The organism is Myxococcus qinghaiensis (assembly GCF_024198215.1).
Lineage (GTDB): Bacteria > Myxococcota > Myxococcia > Myxococcales > Myxococcaceae > Myxococcus > Myxococcus qinghaiensis.
Genome location: NZ_JAKCFA010000019.1, coordinates 70,981 through 87,877, shown reverse-complemented (window position 1 = coordinate 87,877; position 16,897 = coordinate 70,981). Strand labels below are relative to the sequence as shown.

The window sequence follows — 16,897 nt, the reverse complement described above, 5'->3', positions numbered from 1 at the left end:
AGGTGCTCACTCCCTGCATCGGCTCAATGGGCGCTGGCGGCGGAGGACACCCCCAGCACCGTGGCGTACTGCTGGCGGCGCTCGGCGTGGTGGCGCCGGAGCAGCGGCACCTTCCCGTCGACGAAGTCGATGAGGACGGCGCTCTTCTTCTCCTCGTGCGGGCGCATGAGGCGTCCGAGGCGCTGGACGGTGCGTCCACGCGCGCGGCCGGGGTACACAAGGAAGACGCGCGAGAGGCGCGGCAGGTCCAGCCCCTCATCCGCCAGGCTGGTGGCCACCAGCACACGGACGCGCCCGGCGCGGGCCTGGTCCAGGAGAGCCTTGCGCGCCTCGCGCGGCACCTCACTCGTCAACGCGGCGGCCGACAGGCCGGTGGCCGAGAGCCGCTGCGCCAGCAGTTCGCAGTGGTCCACCCTTCCCGTGAGGACGAGGCACAGGTGGCCCGCCCAGGCCTCGCGAGCCACGGCACCGAGGACGAGGTCATTGCGCGCCTTGTCTTCCGCCAGCGCTTCCAGCATGGGCGCGTAGTCGGAGGCGCGGCCATAGGGGAAGTCGAAGGCCGTCTCCACGGCGCGCACCTCGGGCACCACCAGCACCCCGCGTGCGACGAGTTCCTCGTGTTTCACCATGGCCAAGGGGGCGCCCAGGTACAGCCGCAAGAGCGGCGTCAGCCCATCCTCCCGTTCGGGCGTCGCCGTCAGGCCCAGCCGGTAGCGCGCCGGGCAACGGTCCACGATTCGATGGAAGGCGCTGGCGGCGATGTGGTGGGCCTCATCGATGACGAGCAGGCCGAAGCGGCCGAGGAAGGCGTCGAGCTTCGCCTCCTCCCACCGGGCCAGGGACTGGACGACGGCCACGGTGACGGGACGTACCTCCTCTTCCCCGGCGCCCACGAGGCCCGCCTCCAGGCCCAGGCGCTCGCGCACGTGCTCTCGCCACTGCTCGGCCAGGTCCAGTGTGTGGACGAGGATGAGCGTCTGCGTGCGGAGCCGTGCGATTGCGCCGACTGCGAGGACACTCTTCCCTGCCCCGCATGGGAGCACCGCTGTCCCCTGGGTGGCCTTCGCCAGCCGCTCCACGGCCTCGGCCTGGTAGTCGCGCAAGGACACCTCCGGAAGCTTCGCCAGGCGCTTGGGCGGCAGCACACGCGCGTCCTCGAAGGACAACGTCAGGCCCGCTTCCTCCGCGGCCCGGCGCAGCAGGTGAATGGCCCCGCGCGGCAACACCAGCTCGCGCGCCTCCTGGCGGAAGAAGTACAGCGTCTGGGGCTCCGCCCCCGGGCGCTTGCGCAGCCGCACCAGCTTCCAGTACGCGGGGTTGGGCAGGGAGAGCGATTGGCAGAGGCCCTCCAGCACCTTGGGCGGAACGTCGCCGGCCGCGAGCCGCAGCCCTGCATCCACGCGCACGCGCAGCGTCCGTTTGTCCGTACCCGCGTTGCGCTCAGGCGCAGACGGCGCAGCCCCCACGCTGGAGTCCTGGGTGCGAGAGACAACACGTCCCCCGTCCCCGCGCATTTCGGAGAAGTCTTCCACCATTCGTTTGTTTCCTCAGTGAGGCGCGTCGGGGGCACGCAACAGGCCCCCTTCGCGCATGGCTACGGCAACAGGCTCAGCAGGGCGCGCTCACGACCCGAAGGGGTCCACGTCCGCGACGCTCTCCGCGGAGTACTCGGCCACGAGGGAGTCGACGAAGGCGCGCGCCAGCTCCCCCTTCGAAGCCGGCAAGTCGCGGATGCGCTGCACGGCGAACTTCTGGAGGAAGCGGTCCACGGCCTCGCGCGGCAGCGCCTTCAGCGCGGTGGCGATGGCCTGCGCGAGCTTGACGTCGACGGGCTCACCCGCCTTCGCACTGGAGGAAGTCCCGGTCGGCGTGCTGCTCGTCGCTGCCGCCGCCTCGGCCGCGTACAGCTTCGGCAAGTCATGCAGGCTCAGCGCCTGGAAGGCCTGCTGCTCCTCCGAGGAAAGCTGGCACTCCGGGAGGATGGAGTACGTCGTCTTCGGGTCGTTGGCGGCGCCGTGACGCTTCACCTCGAAGGCCCACTTCTCCAGCCCGTACTTCGTCCGCACCTGAAATAGGTTGGTGAAGAAGGTGGAGGCCTGCTCCATCACCTTCACCTCTCGCGTCCCGTAGACGGCCACGTTGAGGGCCACGCGCAGCGAGGACTTGTGCCCTTGTGCCCTCAACTTCTCGTCGAACGGGACGAACTTGTTGTCGAGGTAAACCACGTCGCGCGGATGCGGCTCGCCGAGGAAGACGACGACGGCGGTGTCCCCGTCGTTCACCAGCTTCAGCCAGACGCCGCCTTGCTGCTCATGCTGCTTGGCCATCGCGGCCGTCTGCTCCCACATGTTGGTCATGGTGCTCATTCCTCCTTCTGGCAGTGCGTGGTGGGGGCGTGGCGCTCGCGCCGGTACACCGAGAACAGCTCGGTGCCGTCCTCCGTGGAGCCCGCCGCCTCGATGTTGAAGTCCGCGTCGGTGTCCACCACGTGCTGAATCTCCCAGCGGCGGAAGAGGCCCGGCAGGCGGACGTAGTCATTGGCCTGGGCCCCGGCGCACTCGCAGCAGAGGCATGGGCTACGGGCCCCCGCTTCCGGCCCTGAGTCGCCCCGGCCCACCACCCGGAGGTGGTGTCCGTCGATGCGCGCGAAGAAGCGCACGTATGTTTCACCATGCTCGAAGTTGTTTCGCGTGGCTGTCTTCATTCAGTCCTTCCAGGTTGCAGGCAATACAGGGGCGTTGCTGTCCGCCGGGACGGACAGGGTGTCTCGAAGCAGGATTGAATTGGGGCGCGAGGCGGCCCCGTTACTCCCTCAAAGCCAGGCGGCATGCGGAGGGGACATACGATTCGCGCATTCCGTCAGCCGCCCCCTCCCGGTGCCCTCTCGGTTGTTTCAGAATCCACAAACTCTAAAAAGCACCCCCACCCGCCATTTCGGGACAAGAAATCTTTTTTGGGGATTTTATTCTTCATTTTCCGCAGCCGAGTCAGGGCCCGTCGGACGCGCTTGCGCGCCGTTTCGGGCGACACCCCAAGGCTCGCTGCCACTTCGACAGCGTCCTCTTCGCGAAGGATGAGGGACACCACCAGGTCCGTGTCCTCCCCCGTCAGCGGGAGGAGCCACGCGCGCAGCTCCTCCACCTCCGCGTTGAAGGAGCGAGCTCGCGGTACAAAGGGAGTGAGCCACGGCACCGAGGGCACCCAGCCGTCCACGTTTGCCAGCGGCTCAAGGCGCGCGCGGTGGCGGTGCTCCACCAGCTCCTTGTGCCACGCCTTGAGGACGTCGCGCTCCGTCCCGCGCACGAGTGTCCCAGCCACGCGATGGACGCCTGACAAACTGACGCGTGCCACGAGGGCCATGAAGGACGCGGCCACCGAGGACACCACCTCCGCGGGCCGGTGCTCCGTTCGCCTGAGACATCGGCGATACACGCTGTCCAGCCCAGGCCACAGGCCCAGCCACAGCAGCGCCACGAAGGAGCTCGCCGCAGCTCTCATCTGAACCAGGGTGACGAGGCCCGCGAGTACCCCATCCTTGACGTGCGAGTCGCCTTCGCGCGCCGTGAGAAATGAAACAAGGGCCTCCGGCTCCTCGAAGTCGGAGAGTACCTCCCAGTTGCGCCGCAACAGGCGGTAGGCGCGCCGCGCCTCGGCCGTCTGGAGGGCCATGCCAAGCTCTCGATGAAGAGCATCCCAACCACGACTCACAGTTGCATGCCGCCCCGGCCCTGCGCTCGGCGCGCGGGAAGTACCAGGTGAGAGGGGAGACCAGGCCGAGCCCCGTTGAGGGAATGACGCCAGCACCTCCGAGACAGCCCCGTCTTCGGCGGGCACCTCGTGGCGGCGACGCGTCTGTCGAAGGGAGGGGCGGACACTCCGCGCACCCCAAGCCCCTCGCTATGGTGACGCGCAGGCTCCCTTGCGAGTGGGAGCGCGGCAATGTGAGAGCGGCGTGCCCAGGTGGGCCAGGACGCGGTTCCCTCGGCTCAGGCCCAGGCCCATCCGGATGGCGCACCAGCGCCTTGGCACCACCAGGGCTGAGCCAATCACAACAAACCAGCACATCGTGTCGAACCAGCAATTCACGCAGCCCCCGCACAGCCTAGGACGACACCGGACTGAAACATGCTCGCAAGCAATACGAACGACACTGTGCAACGTGGGCGTGACCACGACGTGACGGCGCGAAGAGAAACGCGCAGCCAGGCCTCCCATACCGCCAGCACCCCTCCGCACTTCATGGCGATACTTGTTACCCATGTCTCAACACCCTCCCAAACCCCCAATACCCAGACATCCACGCATTCAACCCTGCTTCCGTCGCATCCGATTTTTCCAATGGAGACATCCAGGGTGGGTGATGCGGCGTCGGGGACACGGTCGCGCGCGCCTCTGCGACTTTCATGCCCGCACGTCGCCACTCGGGCTTCGACGTCGCACGGAAGGCACGAGCCGCCCACCCATTCGGGCTTCGGTTTCGCGCAGCAAACTGCTCGTCCAGACATTCGGACGCGCGCCATGTGAAACACCCTTGTCTCGCTGTATCACCACCCCACCTTCGGCTTGAGCAGTCCTGCCAACTGCCCATCCTGCGCGTCTCAGAAATCCGGGAAGCGACGGCCCTGATAGGGCGCAGATGACACGGAAGGCGTCAGGTGCGGCCCGAATGGCTCCCGCTCCCGTTCACGCGCGTAGAGGCCGTTTCCGGCCGTTCTGCAGCCATTCACAGGCCAGGGCAGGAGCGCGCCCACCGACGCCGCGCGCTCCACCTGCGTGACTCTTCACAATCCGCCGCAGCACTTTCACTCAACGTCTTGAAGGTGGCAGAGGGGTGGCAGAGGTGGCAGGTGGGTGGCAGTACCAGCTGCCACCTTTTTCTTCTTTTAATTCAACAACTTATCTCTTGGTGGCAGTGGTGGCAGTCTTTTTTCAAGTACCCCTACGTGACGCGCGCGCATATTTGAATGGCACTATTCAATAGGGGGTTCGAAGTCTCACTCTCCCTAGGGTGCATTACCCCAAAAAACACTGCCACCATTGCCACCACTGCCACTCCGTTGATTTCACTGGGGAATCTCGTGGCAGTCTTTCAAAAAGTGCCTGCCACCGGCTGCCACCTTTCTGCCACCCGGAGAAGGCATGTCCCCGAAATCGCGCCGGAGGCCTTTGCTCTGCCTTATGGCCGCGTGTCACTCGCCCTCGGAAAATCAAAAAAGAAATCGGGCAAAAAGAATTCTTGTCCTGAAACGGAGGGATGGGGTGCTTTTAGGATGTATCGGCAAGCACGCGCCGCCGACATCCGCGCATGGCCCTTACACACCTCCTCCAGCCCACTCCCGCCCCACAGCGTCCGCCTGGCGTGACGTGCGAAGCCTATGTCCGCGGCGAGGGCAACCACTGCCTGCACTACCGGCATGGCGGAGGCTGCACCCTGCCCGGCGTGGGTACCTGCACCGAATGGCTGAAGGTGAATCGGCAGGCCACCACCCGTCGTGACGTGGCCGCGCCGCATGTCCCCGTTCCTCCGGCGAAGTCCGCTCCAGCCGCGGTGGATCTCTTCGGTCATCCGCTGACCGAGGCTGGCTCGAAGAAGAACGCCCCCGCCCCCGCCTCCAAGCCCTCGCCGCCAGCTCCGTCTCGCGATGTGAAGGCACCGGACCCAGGGGACCCGCTCTCCGCCCTGCGCGGCCTCACCGACGAGGACATCGCCAGCTTCAAGGCCCTCGGTGCCGAGGTGTGCTTCGCCTCCGAAACCTACGGCCAGGTGTGGCTCGTGCCGGCCTACACCGGCCAGGCCCGGAAGGAGCTCACCCCCGAGCACGCCGCCACCCTGGTGCGCGTCCTGTCTGCCTTCCCGGGCTCGCGCGTCATGTCCTTCGAGAAACGGCAAGCCTCCCCAGAGGTGCCGCAATGAGCGCGACCCTCACCTGTGAAACAAGCACACGGGGCCGCTCTGCCTCCCCGCCTCGACTTGATGTGTCTCTCGAAAAGAGCGTGATGACTGTCTCGCGACACGCCACTGCATCGGCCCGGAGGCCCACGTCATGAGCGCACTGCGAAACGAGCATTTGTCATACAGCCGGCTGAGCCGCTTCGAGGCCTGCCCACTGTCCTACCAGCTCCACTACCTCGACAAGCACACCGCCGAGCCCGGCGTCCCCCTGAGCTTCGGAAAGGCGCTGCACGCAGTCCTCGAGCGACTCCTCCAGGAAGTCGTCGACACCGAGTACGCGGGCCGTCTCTCCGAGGAGCGCGCCCTCCAGCTCTATCGTGAAGAGTGGGCCGCCTCGGGCCTCTCCGGCCTGGACCTCTTCCAGCAGGGCCTCTCCATCCTCCAGGACTTCGTCCGCCAGCAGGGCCGCGTGGACTCCCGCGACATCCTCGCCGTGGAAAAGGAGTTCCGCCTGCCGGTGGGGCCCTTCACCGTCCTGGGCTTCATCGACCGCGTCGACTGGGTGGACGACGAGACGGTCCACGTCATGGACTACAAGTCCAACCACCAGCTCTTCAGCCGCGAGGAGCTGGACTCCAGCCTCCAGCTGAGCATCTACGCCCTCGCCGCGCGCCGCATGTGGCCCTGGGCGAAGAAGGTGCGCCTGTCCATGTGGATGCTCCGCCACGGCATCCGGCAGGAGACGACGCGCACCGAGGAGCAGTTGGACGCCGCCCTCGCCTACGTCGAGACGCTGGGCCAGCAGATGGAGTCCTCGGAGTCCTTCCCCGCCCGCCTCAACCCCAACTGCGTGTACTGCGACCACCGGCGCAACTGCCCCGCCTACGCCCGGGCGCTGACGGGCCAACGCGAAGTCGTCTGCGAGGACACCGCTGACTTGGAGTCCGTCGCCCGCGAGCGCCAGGAAGTCGCCCACCTCGCGAAGATTCTCGGCGCGCGCAAGGCGGAGCTGGAGGGCGTCCTCCGCGCGCACCTCGCCGAGCAGGACGAACTCGTCCTCGCCGGCACGCGCTACCGCATGTTCAACACCACCAGCCTCGACTACCCGCTGGAGCCCACCGTCGCGGTGTTGGCCCGAGCCACCGGCCTCCCCCGTGAGGAGCTGATGCAGCGCCTCGCCAGCGTCGAGAAGAAGGCCCTCGATGCGCTGCTGAAGGACGCGGGCAAGCGCCTGGGCACCGCGCGCGTCGCGCTGCTGAAGGCCGAGCTGGACTCCCTCGCCGCCAAACACCACTCGCCCAGGTTCTGGGCCAAAGAGGTCGCATAGTGCTGCTCGCTCACCCTGCTTCCGACACCACTCCTTTCTCTGCGCTCCGCCAGCCGCTCTTCCCCAGCCTCCCGCCGCACCTGCGGACGCTCGCCTTCATCGACCTGGAGACGACGGGGTTGGACTCCTCCCGTCACGAAGTGCTGGAGGTGGCCATCCTCCGCGTCGACGCCCGAAGCCTCAAGGTGCTGGCGGAGTACGAGGCGCGCGTGCAGCCCACGCGGCTGGCTGACGCCGACCCCGCAGCCCTGGCCGTGTGCGGCTACTCCGACGAGGAGTGGCGGGACGCCCTGCCCCTACGGGAAGTCTTGGCCACCGTGACGCCGCTCTTGGCAGGCACCCTCGTGGCTGCCCACAACACCAGCTTCGACTGGGGCTTCCTCGTCGAGGGCTACCGCCGCACCGAGCTGCCCCTGCCCAGCGTCGACTACCACCGCCTCGACACCGCCAGCCTCGCGTGGCCGCTGCTGGCCACCGGCGAGGTGGAGTCCCTCTCCCTCAACGCCTTGGCGAAGCGCTTCGGCCTCCACCGGCCCTCGCCTCACCGCGCCATGGCGGACGCCCGCTGCGCGCTGGAGCTGGCCCGCTGCCTCGCCGTGCGCATGTCCCGGGGTGGCCACATGGAGCGGCTGTTGGAAGAGACGGGAGGTCTCTCGTGAGCGGCGCCTCCTCTCGTCGCAAGGGCGCGGACTTCGAGAGGGCCCTCGTCCACCGCTTCCGCGACGCCATGCCGGAGGCGCTCATCCGCCGCGGACTCCAGTACCGCACCGGACAGGAGATGTCCGACGTCGAGGTGCCGTGCTTCTGGGTTGAAGCCAAGGCCCACCAGCGCACCAACGTCCGGGAGGCCATGCGCCAGGCGGTGGAGACGTGCCCGCAGGGCCGCTGGCCCCTCGCCGTGTGCAAGGACGACAACCAGCCGCCCCTCGTCACCATGCAGTTGGACGACTTCCTCGAGCTGGTGCGCGAGTGGTGGGAGGCCCGTCCTCGGTGAGTGACTTCTTCGGCCACCTCCTGGGCCTGCTGCGTGTGGAGGCGCTCGCCCCTCGGCACCACGCCGTCTTCGCGGCTGCGCGCACGCGGCGGCCCGCCTTCGCGCGTCATGCCACGCTCGAATCCGTGCTGGCCGCCTTGGCTGACGCGCGCGAGGAGACGTACCCGGAGCGGGAAGCCCTCACTCGGGCCCTGGTGGCCGAAATGCAGGCCTCCTCCAGCCCCGCGTGGACGGCGGGCCTCGCCGCAGCCTACGCCCCCATGTTGCGGCGCCTGCGCCGCCGCCTCCTCGGCAGCGCGGTGCCCCGGGAGGACCTGGACCAGCTCGTTCTCGCCACCTTCCTCTCCGTCGCGCGCGCCTTCCCTCTCTCCCGCTGGGGTGACTGGACGGCCGTCCGCCTGCGCCAGCAGACGGCGCGCGAGGTGTTCCGGCACCTCCGTAAGGAGCGCGCGGAACAGCACGAGACGTACACGCAGGCGCAGTTCGCCGAGTGGCTGCCCGACGCTCGGCCGGCCACGCCGGTGGAGAGTCCCAGGCGGCCCAGCATCCGCCGCAGCTTCGTGCAGCGCGACGCCGTCCTCGTGCACCTGGCCCGAGCCACCCTGCCTCACAGCGACGTCGAAGTCCTCATGGCCACCGTCGTCCGGCGCGAGAAGCTACGCACCTACGTCAGCCGCCTCGTCGAAGGCGACGCCGCCGAGGCGGAGAGGACGTACCAGCGCCTGAAGCGCCAGCGCACGCGGCTGATGCAGCGCCTGCGCACCCAGGCCGTGGACACCGCAGCGCAGCCCTCCAGTGGCTGCTGAGGGAAGGCATGGCCCAGAAGAAGCCCCTCAGGAAGCTGGGGCGCCCCACCAAGGCCGAAGGCCCCCGGCTACCTCATGACGAGGTGGACCGGCTCCTCGTGGAGGGCGAAGAGGTGCCCACCACGCGGGGCCGTGTGAAGCGGCGCTTCCCCTCTCTCCGCGAGTTGGCCGAGCGCTTCGGCGTCGCACACAGCGCCGTCGCCAAGTACGCCCAGCAGCACGACTGCCTCGGCCGCCGCAAGCGCCTCCTCGCGGGCCAGCAGCCGGCCGAGCCGCCCGCGCCGACCGAAGCACCACCGCCCCCACCTCCGAAGCGCAAGACGGGCCGCCCCCGGAAGTCCGAGGAGCCCGCTCTCCCGCGCCTGGAGCTGGACCGCGCCCTCGTCTTCGGCGACGTGAAGACGCTCCCCGACGGCTCCACCATGACGAGCTACGCCTCGTACCGCGAGCTGGCCGAGCGCTTCGGTGTCGCGACCTCACTCGTCGCCAACTACGCGAAGGAGCACAACTGCCTGCGCCGCCGCGAGGAGGCCAAGACTCGCATCGCCACCAAGGCGGATGCGAAGCTCATCGAGCTGCGCGCCACCGCCATCGCCGTCTCCAAGGACGACGCCCTGAAGATGATTGACGGCTACCTCCTCGGCTTCGAGGAGGCGCTGTCCGAGGGCCGCGTGCGCGTCGACAACCCCACCGACTTCAACACCATGGTGCGCCTGAAGGAGTTCGTCCAAGGCGGCGCCGACTCCCGCCAGGAGCTGCACGCCACCTTCTCGCTGGAGGGCTTGCAGGCCCGGCACGCCCAGGCCCTGCGCGCCGCACGGGAGACGACGCCCGCCGAGCGCGGCGAGGTGGACGCTGAAGCAGAGAGCAGCGACGAAGACACGGAAGTGTCGAAATCGACGGATGAGGAACATCCCGACACCGCGACGTCAACCAGCGCCAAAGACGAGTCGCGCTAGCCGACCTCCGTCGTGGCTTCTCCTTCTTCTCTTTTTCTCAACCGTCCCGAAACCAAACTAGAACGCCCGCATGGAGGAGGTCCTATTCCAAACAAACCTCCACCCACTCCTCGTAGCTCTGTTCATTACTCCCAAAAAACACCCACCCAAGGGGCAACATGACCAGCTCGCAACTTCACGGCACAATCACTCAGCCAAAACAACAACCACAAACCCGGACACACACATGAAACACCTATCCTTCGCCTGCCTTATTCTCTCGCTGATTGCGTGCGGTTCGCCGGAGGCCGTGCAGCGCGAGGACTCGCTGGAGGCGGTCACACACGAGGAAGCAGACGTCCAAGAAGAAGCGTGGAGTCAGACGGAATCCACAGGAGCAGCAGACGAGGCGTCTGCTCAAGCATGCGCCAAGCGTTGCTCGGGTGGTTCTTACGCTGGCCAAGCATGTAGCACTCACTCCAATTGCGGCAAGACGTGCTCGGGTGGCTCTTACGCTGGCCAAGCATGTAGCACTAACTCCAATTGCGGCAAGACGTGCTCGGGTGGTTCTTACGCTGGCCAGGAGTGCAATTATAACGCAGACTGTGGCAAGACGTGCTCGGGGGGCGTTTACGATGGCCGCGCCTGCAACTTTGACTCCAACTGCCCCAACGGGCGCTGCTATTCTGGCTTCTGCAATCCGCACCAATGCAATTCGCACCTCTGCCTGATTTACTGCTGAGGCACTTGATTGGGCAACACAGTGCGCGGCAGTCGCCGACGCCCTCTTCGTGCCTCCTGCCGCGCGCCTCCGGTGGGCCACATCCGGAAACGGCGAACACGTGCGGACCTTCGATTCCCGCCCGGGGGGACCAACTCGCGGCAGAGTCTGCCCGCCACCTTCTCGCTGGAGGGTTTGCAGGCGCGGCACGCCCAGGCGCTGCGCACGAGACGACGCCCACCGAGCGCGGCGAGGTGGACGCGGAGGTGATAGCGAGCGATGGCGAAGACCTCGACACGGCCTCCTCGGAAAGCCCCAAGGACGACGCCCTCGTGACTCCTCCAACGGACGTCGCGGCCCCCGCTGACCCCGTCTGAAAGTGCCCATCGGTAAGTGAACGCGGGCACTTTCGCGTTCAGTTTCGCCGTTCACTTTCGCCGCGCCGGCCAGGCCAGGCCTGGTGACAGTCCCCCGGGAGCTCAACCAGGCGCGCGGAAGCACACGCCTGGCCCCATAGCCTTCGTAGTTTCGCGAGGTTAGGGCGGACAGCCACCAGGTCCTCGAGCGCCGCGGTACGAGTTCGGGCCTGAACTCGCGCCCGGAAGCACACTCCGTCCGGAGCGCTGGACGCCCGCGCGCCGTTCACTGCCCCGACCCACCCGCCCCTTCCCTCCCTGAGGCCCCGCTGGCCGGCGCGTGACCCACCTGGCGCGGGGCACCGGCTGGCCCCGCGCACCGCGCCTGTCGCCGCGTGGCGCCCGTTTCGTGCGCGCGTGTCCCCGCGCGCTTCGGGCCGCAGGCCTTTGTCCTCCTCATGAGCCCCACGACTCCGAGCCAAGCCCCCCGCGCCCCCACCCTCCGCCCCCCGCGCACCTGGGCGCGCGTACCGTTACCAGGGCCGAGCCGAATGGCCGGAAATAGGTAAAGGCGGCCATTCGGCGTCACCGCCCCCACGCTGTTTCGCGCGCTTACGAGGCCTCGTGAGGGGCCGAAGCGCCGAGGCCAATGGCCGCTTTCCTCTGGTTGGGCCACCTGCCGCCCGCCGCGCGGCCCAGCTCCTCCCCAGTCACCTTCACCGCCTACCCCGGCCGGGCGCAACCATGCCTACCGATGACGCCAGCACGCCTACCCCGCCTACCCCTGGCGCCAGGGTGGGGGGTGGTGCGATCTTTCGTGCGGGTGGCGCCGCCGGGGCGTGTACCTGGGGCCCTTTTCGAGAGAGTCACCTCCGAAAAAGTGAACACCCCTCCCCTGTTCATTTGCACCCGGTAAGTGAACGCCTCGCGCTGTTCACTTTCGCCGGCTGCGCCTGGGGCGGCCCGCGCGAGCATTGCGCACGGCTGCCCCTCACCGCCTCCGCGCGGCACCCCAGCCAAGCCAGGGGCTCTCGCGGGCGCTCAGCGCGGAGGCGGCATTCCCCATCAGCAAGGCAGGTCCTGCGTCACGCGCACCAGCTCGTCATCCGAGGGGTGCGTGTAGATGACCGTGGAGTCGATGCTGCGCTGGCGCGCGAAGCGCTGGGTGAGGCGGATGTCCTTCGTGCGCCGGTACACCCCGGTGCACGCGGTGTGGCGAACGCTGTGGAAGTTCAAGTGCCGCTCCAAGCCCGCGCGCTGCTGCCACACCGCGAAGCCGTGGCGCACCTGTCGCGTGGACAGGCGCAGGCCCTTGCGGCTCAGGAAGAGCGGCGCTTGGGGACCCACGTCGTGCCCCAGCGAGCGTTTGAGTCGCAGCAGCTTCTCCAGCTTCGCGCGCACCGTGTCCGAGAGGACGACTTCCTGAGGGCCGGGGTGCCGACGGCAACCCTTGAAGACGCGCAGCGGCACGTGCCGGCGTGCGCGGCTACGCGCGTCGAAGATGTCGCCGATGTTGAGGGCGACCAGCTCATGCTCACGCAGGCCCGAGGCCAGCGCGAGGCTGTAGAGGCAGTGGTCCCTGAATCCATCCCGGTGCAACCCCGTGGTGCGCAAGAGCAGCGCCACCTCCTTCTCGGTAAGGGTGCGGGGTGCTCGGACGACAGCGGCATAGGCAGACATGGCGACTCCTTCGTGAAGAGGACGCGGCCATACGCGCTCTGTCGCCCCAGCAAGACAAGTCATTAACCACGCTGCGCATTCTTGAGCCGGGCCCCGCGCGGCCTCGGCATTTCCCCAAGAGGAGTCGCTGTGCATCCGCTGGCTCATTTCAACTTCGAGGCACACCGCAAGACGGGCAGCCACACGGCGTCAGGTGCTCCGTCACCACAGCCACGCCTGGCCTCCGTCTCACCGCTCCAGGACCTGGTGCTGGCCCACCTGGAAGTGGCCAGGACGCTCGCTTCATTCATCCCGGGCCTCACGCCGGAGCTGGCAGCGGCCCGCGCGCTCGACGCTATCCACACGGACACGGGGCTGACGATGGAGCCCCACCGCAGGGGGCTGTCGGCCGCCGCCGCTCCACCCGCGCGGCTCACCGCCACGCAGCTCGGCCAGAAGCTGGGGCTGTCCATCCAGACGATGAACCTCCGCCTGGAGGCGTGCGGCCTCCAGCGGCAAGCCGCGAGTGGCGAGTGGGAGCTGACGGACGCGGGCTGGGAGTACGCCGAGGCTGTCCCCCTCAGCCCCCATGAACATTCCGCCTGCGAGTTGCTCTGGCGGCCCGAGGTGCTCGGCGTCCTGGAGGATGCCGCTCGTTCCTCGGCCATTTCCGTCGGCCTCGGCTGAAGGAGGGCACCGTGACGCTCGGCATCGTCAAACGCACCGAGGACGACCTCACCCAGTGGCTGGCCACCGAGTCGGGCTTCATCAGCGGCCTCTGCCACTACGACAGCGAGCCGGTGGTGCTGGAGCCCTACCAGCAGGCCCTGCTCGACAACCGTTCCCGCTTCCGTTGGGTGGCGAAGAGCCGCCAGGTGGGCTTCTCCTTCCTCTTCGCCCTCGAGGCCCTCGCGCGCTGCCACCTGCGTGACGGCCACACGGCCGTGTTCGTCTCGTACAACCTCTCGGATGCGGTGGAGAAGGTGCTCATCGCCCGGCAGGTCTACGAGGAGCTGCCCCTCGCCTACCAGAAGAAGCTCGTGACGGATGCGAAGACGGAGCTGGCCTTCGAGTCTAACGCCAAGGGCCGACGCCTCTCGCGCATCATCTCCGTGCCCTCCAAGCCTCCGCGCGGAAAGCGGGGCGACGCGTACCTCGACGAGCTGGCCCACTACGTGAACGACCGCGAGGTCTACACGGGCAGCACCGCACTCATCCTCCGCTCCCACGGGCAGCTCACAGGCTGCAGCACCCCATTGGGCCGGCGTGGCATCTTCTGGGAAATCGCCTCGCAGGAGCTGCGCAAGTACCCGCACCACACGCGCCAGCAGGTGCCCTGGTGGCTGTGTCGCTTCTTCTCCCTCGACGTGCGGCGCGCCTCGGTGGAGGCACCCTTCATGTCCACCGAGGAGCGCGTCGCGCGCTTCGGGCGCCCCGTCCTCACCGAGCAGTTCGACTCCCTGCCGCAGGAGGACTTCCAGCAGGAGTTCGAATGCCTTTTACGTCGACGAGTCCTACAGCTTCCTCCCCTACGAGCTCATCCTCCCGTGCACCACCGACGAGCTGCCGCTGGCCCAGGACGCCTCCGACGTGCCCGTGCCCCAGGGCCGCCTGGTCGCGGGCTTCGACGTGGGCCGCACGCGAGACCGCTCCGAGCTGGCCGTCTTCGAAGAGGTGGAGGGCCGCTTCACCTGCCGCATGTTGCGCAGCTTCGAAGGCGTGCCCTTCGCGGAACAGGAGGCCCACCTGCGGCGCCTCCTCTCCGTCCTGCCCGTGGCGCGCCTCTCCGTCGACCGCAGCGGCATCGGCATGAACCTCGCCGAGAACCTCGCCCGCGACTTCCCCCAGGTGGTGGAGGAGAACTTCACCAACGAGGCCAAGGAGCGCTGGGCCACCGACTTCAAGATTCTCCTCCAGCGCCGCGACGTCACCCTGCCGCGCCAGCGTGAGCTTGTCGGGCAGATTCACTCCATCAAGCGCCGCGTGCTGCCCTCCGGCAAGGTGTCCTTCGACGCCGAGCGCACCAACCGCGGGCACGCGGACAAGTTCTGGGCCGTCGTCCTTGCATGCCAGCGCGAGCGGGGGCCCGAGCGACGAGGGAGCGGGGAGATCGGCGTGCGCGTGATTGGCTGAACACGACCGAGTCCCGACCGCCCAGCGCCTCGCGCGGCAACGCCGAGGCCTTTCGGCCGGCCAGCTCCTCGACAGCAGCGCTGCCCCGCGCGGCGCCACAGCACCACGGGAGAAGTCCTCACCACCAGGGCCAAGACGAAGACGCAGCAGCTCCGCCGAGGCGGCGCCAGCGGGCGCGGACACCTGGAAGGAACCTGCTCGTCGCAAGTCCTATGCGCGGACTGCGGAGGAGTTCGGGCCGACGCCCAGCCCGAGCGCTGGCGGCAGGGCACGCAGAAACCTGGACGGAACTGCCGAGGACCTCCCCGTCGACGACCTGATGCGCGCGGGCGGCGACCCCCTCGCCGCGTCCGCGACCTATCAAGTGGTGCGCAACCGCTGCAGCGCTGGGACGGCGGCTTTCTTGATGCATTCCCCGAGCGCGTCGACGTGGCCGCACCTCGGAACGTGATGGGATTGATCCTACCTTTCAGGTTGGAGATCCTTCGTGCCGTTTCACCAGTGAAAAGGCATGAGAACCGAGCGCGCGGAACGGGGTACAGCGCCGGCTTTAGAGCGTAGACACCGGCCCCCGCCCAAGAGCGTGTAAACGACCTGATTTACGTGCAGTTTCGCGCCAATTGACGGGGCGCGTCACGCCGCTCGTCATCGCGTTTGAACGCGATGCCGCGACCTGCGTTTGAACGCACGTCACGGAACCTGGAAGGTGGGATTGACAGCGATTGGCTGGCCGCTATATTTCGGGCCGTAGTCCACTCAAGCAGAGTTCAAGGAGGTGCCGGCGAACTCACGGCAACCTGAAAATCCTCTTTGGAAGAGGAGCCCCCGCGGTTGCAGCCGTGAGGGCTCCCAGCTTCCGAAAGAGACGTGACGAGCAGTGCTCACTGCGTCTTCTCGGCTTGGTCGTGGGAACGACCGAGATGACCTTTAGTCGGTCCATCGCCAGACCGTCAAGCACTGCCAAGTCACGGTGCATTGCCATGTCGGCTAGTTGGCCGCCGTGGACTCCATCACCGTTGCGGGGCCCGCTGGCACGTCATGCACAAGCGGGCTCCCTCGGCATTGCAGCCATCCATTCGTCTGGATGGCGAGGCAGTCACATGAATCAACGGCATTTAGGACCTGGCGAGTGCCGCATCAAGCAGGTGCGTCGCCTGGGAGCTGGCGGGCTTGGGTACGTTGATGAAGTCACCATCATCGCGTCTCGACACTACGCACTCCCTCGAGGCGCTCGTTTCGCGCGCAAGCAACTCCATGAGCGATGGGCACGTGAGCCCACCGCGATTGAGCGCTTCATTCGGGAGATCTCCACCCTTCAGAGATTGCGGCACCCGAACATCATCACGATTCGGGCAGTGAACGCTCCTGGCGGCATCGTTCCCTTCTACGTCATGGACCTCTGCTCGCAGAGCATGCGGGACCTGCTGCGCAAACGGCGTGCTCCGATTCCTCTTCGAACCGTCCTGTCATGGGGCCATGCCCTGGCTGGAGCTCTGGCATACGCACACGAGAAGGGAGTCATCCACCGCGACATCAAGCCGGAGAACGTGCTGCTCTCGAAGCAGGGAGTGCCCGTCATCGCGGACTGGGGGCTTGGCTACTTCGTGCACCAGATGTCCCGTGTCCTGCAGCCACTGACTGCTGCGGGACTTGGGACCGAGTACTACGCGTCGGAGGAACAGTGGCGGACCGGGAAGTGCGGGGTGACCGGCGATGTGTACTCGCTCGGCATCACCCTTGCGGAACTCGCGCGAGGCGAGCCGATGCGGCTCGCAACGCGGGCCGTTGGGTCCGGCATCAACGATGAGGTGGTCCCTGGGACCTCCGTGGGCGCGCGTTACTTCACCAAGGTCATCCGGCGCATGACGTTCCAGGCCCCCGAGCACCGCATCCAGTCGATGGCCGAGGTGAGGAACCACATGAGGATCGCTGCGCAGCTCCTCCACATCAGGACCTGCTGACGGCCTGGCCCCCCATGCGGGAAGAGCGCATGGGGGGCCAGCGCTCGCTGCTGCAGGAAACTGGAGGCGACGTCTCGCAGACTGCCGATGCCACGGCAGTCAACACCGT

Annotated in this window: 14 protein-coding genes; 9 read left to right on the top strand and 5 right to left on the bottom strand. The window is 67.6% G+C overall.

What is annotated here, in order from left to right:
- Window positions 1-23: 23 nt before the first annotated feature.
- The 4 genes from LZ199_RS31190 to LZ199_RS31175 all read right to left on the bottom strand — a co-directional run bounded on the left by LZ199_RS31190 (window position 24) and on the right by LZ199_RS31175 (window position 3,669).
- Window positions 24-1,535 carry a DEAD/DEAH box helicase gene (locus tag LZ199_RS31190; RefSeq protein WP_253997411.1) on the bottom strand — a complete coding sequence of 504 codons (1,512 nt, stop codon included), beginning with the start codon at window positions 1,533-1,535 and terminating at the stop codon, window positions 24-26.
- A gap of 87 nt (window positions 1,536-1,622) precedes the next feature.
- Window positions 1,623-2,366 (bottom strand): hypothetical protein, encoded by a 744-nt coding sequence (locus tag LZ199_RS31185; RefSeq protein WP_253997410.1) that lies wholly within the window; start codon window positions 2,364-2,366, stop codon window positions 1,623-1,625.
- Window positions 2,363-2,704 (bottom strand): hypothetical protein, encoded by a 342-nt coding sequence (locus LZ199_RS31180; protein WP_253997409.1) that lies wholly within the window; start codon window positions 2,702-2,704, stop codon window positions 2,363-2,365. The genes LZ199_RS31185 and LZ199_RS31180 overlap by 4 nt, the downstream gene beginning before the upstream one ends.
- A 155-nt stretch (window positions 2,705-2,859) precedes the next feature.
- Window positions 2,860-3,669: a sigma-70 RNA polymerase sigma factor region 4 domain-containing protein gene (locus tag LZ199_RS31175; protein WP_253997408.1), complete on the bottom strand. Its 810-nt coding sequence runs from the start codon at window positions 3,667-3,669 to the stop codon at window positions 2,860-2,862.
- A 1,636-nt stretch (window positions 3,670-5,305) separates the two neighbouring features.
- Here LZ199_RS31175 and LZ199_RS31170 point away from each other — a divergent pair.
- The 6 genes from LZ199_RS31170 (at window position 5,306) to LZ199_RS31145 (ending at window position 9,979) form a co-directional block, all read left to right on the top strand.
- Window positions 5,306-5,914 (top strand): hypothetical protein, encoded by a 609-nt coding sequence (locus LZ199_RS31170; RefSeq protein ID WP_253997407.1) that lies wholly within the window; start codon window positions 5,306-5,308, stop codon window positions 5,912-5,914.
- A 130-nt stretch (window positions 5,915-6,044) separates the two neighbouring features.
- A complete protein-coding gene (locus LZ199_RS31165; protein ID WP_253997406.1) occupies window positions 6,045-7,220 on the top strand; it encodes a RecB family exonuclease in 1,176 nt (391 codons plus the stop codon).
- Complete coding sequence (locus tag LZ199_RS31160; RefSeq protein ID WP_253997405.1) at window positions 7,220-7,879, top strand: 3'-5' exonuclease; 660 nt, start codon at window positions 7,220-7,222, stop codon at window positions 7,877-7,879. The genes LZ199_RS31165 and LZ199_RS31160 overlap by 1 nt, the downstream gene beginning before the upstream one ends.
- Window positions 7,876-8,214 (top strand): hypothetical protein, encoded by a 339-nt coding sequence (locus LZ199_RS31155; RefSeq protein ID WP_253997404.1) that lies wholly within the window; start codon window positions 7,876-7,878, stop codon window positions 8,212-8,214. The genes LZ199_RS31160 and LZ199_RS31155 overlap by 4 nt, the downstream gene beginning before the upstream one ends.
- Entirely contained in the window at window positions 8,190-9,020 is an 831-nt protein-coding gene (locus LZ199_RS31150) for a hypothetical protein (protein WP_323389980.1), read from the top strand. The genes LZ199_RS31155 and LZ199_RS31150 overlap by 25 nt, the downstream gene beginning before the upstream one ends.
- Window positions 9,021-9,028: 8 nt before the next feature.
- The gene (locus tag LZ199_RS31145) at window positions 9,029-9,979 is read left to right on the top strand and encodes an AT hook motif domain protein (RefSeq protein WP_253997402.1); all 951 of its coding nucleotides are present in this window, start codon (window positions 9,029-9,031) and stop codon (window positions 9,977-9,979) included.
- 2,121 nt (window positions 9,980-12,100) lie between these two features.
- Here the strand turns inward: LZ199_RS31145 and LZ199_RS31140 are convergent.
- Complete coding sequence (locus tag LZ199_RS31140; protein WP_253997401.1) at window positions 12,101-12,715, bottom strand: tyrosine-type recombinase/integrase; 615 nt, start codon at window positions 12,713-12,715, stop codon at window positions 12,101-12,103.
- Between the two features lie 129 nt (window positions 12,716-12,844).
- On the opposite strand from LZ199_RS31140, the gene LZ199_RS31135 reads away from it, so the two are divergent.
- The 3 genes from LZ199_RS31135 to LZ199_RS31125 all read left to right on the top strand — a co-directional run bounded on the left by LZ199_RS31135 (window position 12,845) and on the right by LZ199_RS31125 (window position 16,788).
- A complete protein-coding gene (locus tag LZ199_RS31135) occupies window positions 12,845-13,381 on the top strand; it encodes a hypothetical protein (protein WP_253997400.1) in 537 nt (178 codons plus the stop codon).
- 903 nt (window positions 13,382-14,284) lie between these two features.
- Window positions 14,285-14,827, top strand: a complete 543-nt coding sequence (locus LZ199_RS31130; protein WP_253997399.1) for a phage terminase large subunit family protein — start codon at window positions 14,285-14,287, stop codon at window positions 14,825-14,827.
- 920 nt (window positions 14,828-15,747) lie between these two features.
- Window positions 15,748-16,788 (top strand): serine/threonine-protein kinase, encoded by a 1,041-nt coding sequence (locus tag LZ199_RS31125; RefSeq protein ID WP_323390004.1) that lies wholly within the window; start codon window positions 15,748-15,750, stop codon window positions 16,786-16,788.
- Window positions 16,789-16,897 lie beyond the last annotated feature (109 nt).

Excerpts from the sequence above, each read along its gene's own strand:
- LZ199_RS31180 (WP_253997409.1), bottom strand. The coding sequence starts at position 2,704 with ATGAAGACAGCCACGCGAAACAACTTCGAGCATGGTGAAACATACGTG.
- LZ199_RS31170 (WP_253997407.1), top strand. The coding sequence starts at position 5,306 with ATGGCCCTTACACACCTCCTCCAGCCCACTCCCGCCCCACAGCGTCCG.
- LZ199_RS31125 (WP_323390004.1), top strand. The coding sequence starts at position 15,748 with ATGACCTTTAGTCGGTCCATCGCCAGACCGTCAAGCACTGCCAAGTCA.
- LZ199_RS31165 (WP_253997406.1), top strand. The coding sequence starts at position 6,045 with ATGAGCGCACTGCGAAACGAGCATTTGTCATACAGCCGGCTGAGCCGC.
- LZ199_RS31140 (WP_253997401.1), bottom strand. The coding sequence starts at position 12,715 with ATGTCTGCCTATGCCGCTGTCGTCCGAGCACCCCGCACCCTTACCGAG.
- LZ199_RS31190 (WP_253997411.1), bottom strand. The coding sequence starts at position 1,535 with ATGGTGGAAGACTTCTCCGAAATGCGCGGGGACGGGGGACGTGTTGTC.
- LZ199_RS31185 (WP_253997410.1), bottom strand. The coding sequence starts at position 2,366 with ATGAGCACCATGACCAACATGTGGGAGCAGACGGCCGCGATGGCCAAG.
- LZ199_RS31145 (WP_253997402.1), top strand. The coding sequence starts at position 9,029 with ATGGCCCAGAAGAAGCCCCTCAGGAAGCTGGGGCGCCCCACCAAGGCC.
- LZ199_RS31175 (WP_253997408.1), bottom strand. The coding sequence starts at position 3,669 with ATGGCCCTCCAGACGGCCGAGGCGCGGCGCGCCTACCGCCTGTTGCGG.